Raw genomic sequence first — 6507 nt, 5'->3', positions numbered from 1 at the left:
GCAGCCAACGTATTTGCGGCCTCCAGCTCAGCGGCCCTTTCATTCGTCAGTTCTAGACCTTCTTCGTCCGGGTAAAGTTCGGCTCCGTCCCTGATGTCGAAAAAGTAGCGGATCACAGCAACGTCTCCAGCGCGGTCCAACGCTGGCAAGCCTTCAGTGTTCCTAGACCACCAAGAGGCGCTGGTTTCCCCCTTCAATGCCTCACGCCCTACTGCTGGATGGCTGCGGGGCCAGCACTTTCTGCTGAAGCTGGGGCGCCGCAACGCGGCTCTTGAAGTAATCGAGCACGAACAGGCGTATCGCGGACGATAGGTTGCCTTGCTGGCGGTTGCGGTCGATGTCACCAACCAGCTCCGACAGCGTCATGTTACGCAGGCTGGAAATCTCCTTCATGGCGGTCCAGAAGGCCTCCTCCAGGCTGACGCTGGTCTTGTGGCTGGCGACGACGATAGATCGTTTCACGACCGGGGATTTCATCGGCTATTCCTCGCAATCGATGGTGCGCAACGCGGCGCCTAATATACCGAGAAGAACGGCAAAGTAAGATTCTCTCAGTGGTCCCCTCTGGGGATTTTGATCTATCTCAAAGGTCCGCACGGGGGCTGGCAAAGATTTGCCTGATGAGACCGTCTGACAACCCCTACAGCGATAAGGATGCGCCGAAGCCTTCGCGCACTGAGGAGGCTCGACGTATCATCGAGGAGTATCTGGAGGATCTGCGAGAGATCATCAGGAAGCTTCGCGGGAAGCTGAACTGACATCCCTCCGGGAAAAGATGGTAAGTCGGCCAAAGAGTATCGAATATTCGTCCTGACATTCGAGGGCAACATTGTCCAGACTATCGTCCTGTGCCACCTAAGAAGATGCAAGGCAGCGGGCTCAGCAGCTAGTTGAGAGCCGTCCCGTGGAGCTTTGGGAGGGGCCGCGCCGGATAGCTCGGTTTGATCCGAAGCATTGAGTGGCGCGGGGTTTCGGTCCCTGCTCATCCCGCGGCCGATTCATGCTGGCGGGCCCTGAGGCATTTTGACCTATCTCAATGGCGGGCCTCGTCAGGCTGGTGTCAGCCTGCCGTGCAAGTCCTTCATCGTTGTCGATTCCTCCCAGGGTATCGGCGGCGGCGAGATCCGGTTTGGATTTGCCTCCATTTCCCGGATCTCGCTTCGATCATTGGACAACCCTGTATTTCTTCGCAGGCTTGCGTCGCGGCTTGACCTTCAGGTTTGGCCTGCTGCGGTTAAGTGCTCGCATGATGCCGATACGGGCGAGCATGGTCGGGCCGCCATTCTCGGCCACCAGGATCAGCGCTTCCATTGCGGCTTGCCACTCCGGGGCATCGTGCACGGCCTTGGGCAGTTCGGCGATGTACTCGCCTGCATCACGCAGCGTGATGAACTTGCGGCTGTCCACCTTGATCGGATCGTCGAACAGGCGGTCCCAAGCCTCGCGGTTCATCTCCTCAACTAAGGGTGTATTGAGTGGGTGGCGTGATGGTGGTTCTCAACACCGGGGGGCTGTTCTTACAACAGATGTCGTAAAGCCCGGGTGTCACTGCAGGGCCCTGGCAGCTCGTTGGATTGATTGTTGTTGGCGCGATCCAGCCAAACGGATGCACCAATTCACTGAACAATGGCGGTACCCTGACCACGGGCAATGTCGTGGGATGGTCGACTATGTGATGCTGCCCGTTTGCGGTGCGCCCATCGATTGATGGGCCGTTCAAGATAAGTCCATGACAGTTGAGCGAGGAGGCAGACACCGAGAAAAGTCTGCCATCTCCATAGCTCGCCTAGTTCAGGATTCGGAAGTAACCGGAACGCGGCTGAGCCCATCAGGCCGAGAACCGGCCAGTGGATAAGATATATCCCGTAAGAGATGTCACCCAATTTGACGATCCACGCGGGTGCCCATGGCAGAATAGCCAGACCGGCGACTGCCATCAGGCAAGAAACCTGAAGATAGAAAGGTGTTAGCGCCGGGCCGTAGTTGAAAAACAAAACACCGGCGGCGATGCAAAGGAACGATAGAAGCCAAGGCCGGATATCCTTGGACAAATTCAGAAGCTTCTCGAAAGCGAAATAAGCAAGAATCCCTGAACCAAAATCAAGATAGTGAGTGTTTACCAAGCGGGCTATCACTGAAACGCTGGGCTCCAATAACCATCCGGCAAAACCGGAAACAACGCAGTAAAGCAGTAACAAGCGTCGGCCACCGATCGGGATTAGGATCGCCGACAAGAAATAAAACATGATCTCAAACTCAAGCGTCCAACCAACGGAGTTGATCGGCTTGCGTTGAGGAATTATCAAAATAGAGTCGGTCGCATCGCGTAGATTGAAGGGATCGGCAATTGGAATCCCCCACTTCAGCACAATCCACATCATGATGGCCGTAACCAGCACATTGAGTGGATAGATGCGGAATAAGCGCTTCAATAAGAAGCCGCCAGGAGCGAAATCCGATCGCTCTGCAATATAGCAGACGATGAAACCGCTAATGCAGAAGAAGAGTTCAACGCCTTCCGCGCCATTGGCGGCGAGCCATGAGATCGTGTGCAGCGGCTGCTGGTCAAAGTAGGTGAGGCAGATGGGCGAGTGGAAATAAAAAACCGCCAACGCAGCGACGGCGCGGCCGGCTTGGATACCGGGAAGTCTTGTATTCGGTTCCATAGGTCGCCCCCAGGTTGGGGCCGCCGGCCGACGTGACGCCGTACGAACGGGAATCGTGGCGTTCAATCCCTAGCGATCATAAAACCCTGGTGCGTACCCATACCTTTGATCGCCATATCTGCGATGTCGGTAGTAGCCATAGTCGGGTTCCGACCGATTGTAAGCGCCCGGCGCATGGTAGTCGTTCCGGTAGCAACGCCCGTTCGAAAAGTTGAAATCGTAGCCGCGCGGACATGCACCATCCGGACGACCGCGAAATTGGATTTGTTGGACTGAGGCGTCTTCAGCGCTTGCGGCCGAAATCGGTCCTAGGATAGCCAGCGCCAGTAGTGCAGCACGAATAATCACCATCTTCCTCCGTTTTGCGCGACTCTCGTCTTCCTAACGAAGGGGAGTGATGAGAGTTCCAGCGATGCCGCCCCCGAGCTCGACGAGCTTGCGGGCGGCGGCTTCGGGGTTGGGGTTGGCGAAGGCCCGTTCGGCAGTGAGCCGCGGTTCACGCTGGGCAGCGTCTATTTCAGAAACGATGCAAAAAACTGCCAGACGATCAAGAGCACAACGATAACCAGCATGGCGTAGATGGTGCGGCGGCCGATGCGGTTCATCTGAGAACCCTGTATTTCTTGGCTGGCTTGCATTTCGGCTGAAGATCTGGGTTTGGCTTGTCCCGGTTCACGGCCCGCATGATGCCGATCCGGGCGAACATTGTCGGCCCGCCACGCTCGACGACAAGCAGCAACGCTTCCATAGCGGCCGCCCATTCCGGCGCATCGTGCACGGCCTTGGGTAACGCCGCGATGTGTTCGCCAGCGTCGAGCAGCGTGACCAGCTTTCTCCCGTCTGGCAACGCGATCGATTCATCGAAAGGCCGCCTCCAGCCCCAGTCCGTTCGTACGTCTCCACCGTTCAAGAGTGTAGCCGCTTCCGCTTTTTGCGCTTCGCGAGCGCGCTCTTGAGACGCTCTCGCAGAGAGAGGATCTCGGCATATTTGGCCGCGAGCTCGGCGTTCGTAATTTGCAGTCTGGATTGCGTTCTTAAATTGCGTTTCCTCATGTGACAGCCTAGCCGGCCGCACTGACGCGCACACTTCGATTTCGGAATTAAGCTTGACGGGGCAGGTTAATTCTGGGGCCCGCGATGGGCCAGGCTCTCGACGGCCGACTTTTCCTCGCACAGGCGCTGTTCCAAAAATTGGCGCTCAAGATCTGACAGATTGGTTTTAAGCAGCCGTCGATATCGGCTGATGTTCTTATCGTGGGCGCGCAGACGGGCGAGTCTCTCGTCGGTCACGGGGCCTCCAGTATGAATGAAAAAATCTAATCGTGGCGGCAACTAAGATAGATCAATGCGTCCAATCGTTTTATGAGGGCAAGCTTCGCGCCTGGTCGGTTGATTGTCAAACAAATCGAAAGCCGCCAGTTTGTAGCTAATTCCCCTCAGCGAGCGCGAATCGGGGGCCAACCTCCTTGGGGAGGGGTGGCAAAGCTTAGCAACCGCGTTAACTTGACCCAAGCTTGCAAGCTCGCCCGCGATCTCGCGCAGGGAAAGATTGGCTTCTGAAGGCGCTTCGCCGCTTGGACCATCTCGAGCTTGCGCTCGGCCCAGCTCCTTCTGCCCTCGACCTTGGCGCCTGTCCTGCGGCGTTTCTGGTCCCTAACGTGGCGGGTTGCCTCCTAGGAACTCATTTGCCTGCGCACAACTAAGGTCTAGCGCTGATCTGCAGGTGGTTTCTATTGATCTCGCTCGCTGGTTGCGGTTTTATCCCGGGAGGGCTGGGAGGACGCGATGCGCAATTGGGGCATCGTGGCGCTGTGCGTCACGTTGGGCGGCTGTGTAACAAATGCCGAGACGGTACAGTTTCGGCCATCCAATCCACAACAGCAGGCACTAATGCGAGATGGGCAAGCTGCCCTTGTGTCTCGCCAAAAGAGTTCGCTTGTTCTGGTCCGTCCAGCTTCGCGGCAAGTCCATGCGAACGGACGCCCTGTCTTCGTCGTCGCAATTAACAACCTGAGCAAAGCACCAACTGACTTCCGTGTCGCCCAAGTCGAGGCGACGCAGCACGTCGCTGGCTCTGACTACGGCATGCAGGTCGTCACCTATGAAATGCTAGTCCAGGAGGAAAAAAACCGACAAGTGGCAGCGGCGGTCCTCACAGGTCTGGCCGCGGCCGGGAATGCGTACAGCGCTTCTCAGGCCGGTTACGGTCACTACACAACTCCTGGCGGCCGCACAGGCACATTCTACAGTCCGACCGCGGCTGCCATCGCGCAAGGCAATGCCTCGGCACAGAACGAAGCCATGGTCGCTGCTACGGTGGAGACCGGTCAGCGCAACATGGCGGTGCTTGAACAGTCCGTGATCAAGGACAACACGTTGATGCCCGGCGAGTGGTAGGGTGGTCAGTTACATCTTGCCCCACCTGTTGCCGCCGAGGGCGGAGGACCAAAGACGTACACTATTGTCATAATGGTTGGCGCGGACCGACACGTTGTCGATATCGCTCAGGGACCAGCCGGAGCCTAATGGTCCCAACAAGAATTTCATTTTCAACAGGGGAGAATAAGAATGAAAGCGATGATCTTGGCAGGTGTTCTCACAACGATTGCCACAGCCGCGTGTGCGCAGAACTATGGGACGGGATCAAACCCTCAAAGCCATAGCGTATCCGGCTATACCCGCAGCAATGGCACATACGTGCAACCGTATACGGCGACAAATCCGAACAGCTCTCAGCGGGACAACTACGGCACGTCCGGCAACTATAATCCGAACAATGGAACGTTTGGAACGCGCACGCCGCGATACTGACTAAGCTAAGGGAGCCAATGCGGGGCGGATCTGTCGTCCTACTTCTAGGCATCACGGCTTTGGTAGCCTACTCGATGGGCCGACGTGAGGCGCCATCGAGTGAGCCGAAGCCGCTCGCCGTCATAGCCGCACCCAGCGCTACAAGGCCCATCGCACTAGTTGATCCAGTGCTGGAGCCTCCGGCGACTAAACCACCCGCAGTCCCCGCACCTTCATCAACATCCAATACGAAAGCGGCCGAGCCTCCACCTCCTGAGGTCAAGAAAAAGGCGCAGGCGGTTCTGACGGCAGCGGCAATCGCCGCGATCCTCATACAAGCCAGTCGCGATCAATATCACGCAAGTGGGAAGCCCTGCGCCTGTCCGGATGATCTGATGCGAAATGGCAGATCATGCGGAGCGAGAAGCGCCTACTCGCGGCCGGGCGGAGCGGCGCCGCTCTGCTATCCGAGTGACATCACTCCCGCGATGGTTGACACTTATCGGAAAACAGCGGCTTCTAGATGAAATGTAAGGCGCTGGGGGTCACATGAAATACATTGATCGCGTGCTCGGACCGCACGAAGAAGTCGTATACGAGACGGGCTTGCACTGGATCGTACTCGCTGCTCCACTCATCGCACTACTGATCTCCGGCTTTGCCGCAAGCGAAATGAACCCCAACAAGGTCGGCGCGACCCCTTTAGCCACGCTTGTGTTCTTTATCCTGGGCCTCTTCGGCTTAGTATCTCTTGTTAGGGCGCTGATCGATTGGACCACCACGGAAATTGCAGTGACTAGTCGCCGCATCGTTTTCAAGCGCGGCATGATCGGACGGAATACAATCGAAATCAATTTCAACCGCATCGAAGGTCTCGACGTGAAGCAAAGCGTGCTCGGTCGTATCCTTAACTTTGGGACCGTGATCGTTCGCGGCACTGGGATCGGCGCTCAGCCGATGCGCGATGTCTCTGCGTATCCATTCGGCGTAGGCCGCAGGGTCACCGCCTGAGCAGTTCAGGGTTCTCTTTGTAAACCTTGATGAGCTCGAT

The 6507-nt window shown here is 57.1% G+C and carries 9 protein-coding genes; 3 read left to right on the top strand and 6 right to left on the bottom strand.

Annotated elements, in window-relative coordinates; genetic code table 11:
- The 6 genes from SO140_RS45080 to SO140_RS45055 all read right to left on the bottom strand — a co-directional run.
- Nucleotides 1-116, bottom strand: a 116-nt coding sequence (locus SO140_RS45080; RefSeq protein WP_498544127.1) for a DUF6894 family protein, incomplete at its 3' end; no start/stop codon positions are given.
- 85 nt (nt 117-201) lie between these two features.
- Nucleotides 202-477: a ribbon-helix-helix domain-containing protein gene (locus SO140_RS45075; RefSeq protein WP_449384513.1), complete on the bottom strand. Its 276-nt coding sequence runs from the start codon at nt 475-477 to the stop codon at nt 202-204.
- Nucleotides 478-1164: 687 nt separating this feature from the next.
- Complete coding sequence (locus SO140_RS45070; protein ID WP_449384512.1) at nt 1165-1452, bottom strand: hypothetical protein; 288 nt, start codon at nt 1450-1452, stop codon at nt 1165-1167.
- 164 nt (nt 1453-1616) lie between these two features.
- A complete protein-coding gene (locus SO140_RS45065) occupies nt 1617-2666 on the bottom strand; it encodes an acyltransferase family protein (RefSeq protein WP_449384511.1) in 1050 nt (349 codons plus the stop codon).
- A 601-nt stretch (nt 2667-3267) separates the two neighbouring features.
- Nucleotides 3268-3576: a hypothetical protein gene (locus SO140_RS45060; protein ID WP_449384510.1), complete on the bottom strand. Its 309-nt coding sequence runs from the start codon at nt 3574-3576 to the stop codon at nt 3268-3270.
- A 209-nt stretch (nt 3577-3785) separates the two neighbouring features.
- On the bottom strand, nt 3786-3956 hold the full coding sequence (locus SO140_RS45055; protein WP_449384509.1) for a hypothetical protein: 171 nt from the start codon (nt 3954-3956) through the stop codon (nt 3786-3788).
- Between the two features lie 495 nt (nt 3957-4451).
- Here SO140_RS45055 and SO140_RS45050 point away from each other — a divergent pair, with 495 nt between their 5' ends.
- The 3 genes from SO140_RS45050 to SO140_RS45040 all read left to right on the top strand — a co-directional run bounded on the left by SO140_RS45050 (nt 4452) and on the right by SO140_RS45040 (nt 6467).
- On the top strand, nt 4452-5063 hold the full coding sequence (locus tag SO140_RS45050; protein WP_449384508.1) for a hypothetical protein: 612 nt from the start codon (nt 4452-4454) through the stop codon (nt 5061-5063).
- Between the two features lie 171 nt (nt 5064-5234).
- Nucleotides 5235-5477 carry a hypothetical protein gene (locus tag SO140_RS45045; protein ID WP_449384507.1) on the top strand — a complete coding sequence of 81 codons (243 nt, stop codon included), beginning with the start codon at nt 5235-5237 and terminating at the stop codon, nt 5475-5477.
- 528 nt (nt 5478-6005) lie between these two features.
- Nucleotides 6006-6467 (top strand): PH domain-containing protein, encoded by a 462-nt coding sequence (locus tag SO140_RS45040; RefSeq protein ID WP_498544126.1) that lies wholly within the window; start codon nt 6006-6008, stop codon nt 6465-6467.
- Nucleotides 6468-6507: the final 40 nt, after the last annotated feature.

The organism is Bradyrhizobium sp. UFLA05-108, assembly GCF_059803455.1.
This window is presented reverse-complemented; position numbering and strand designations above follow the sequence as displayed.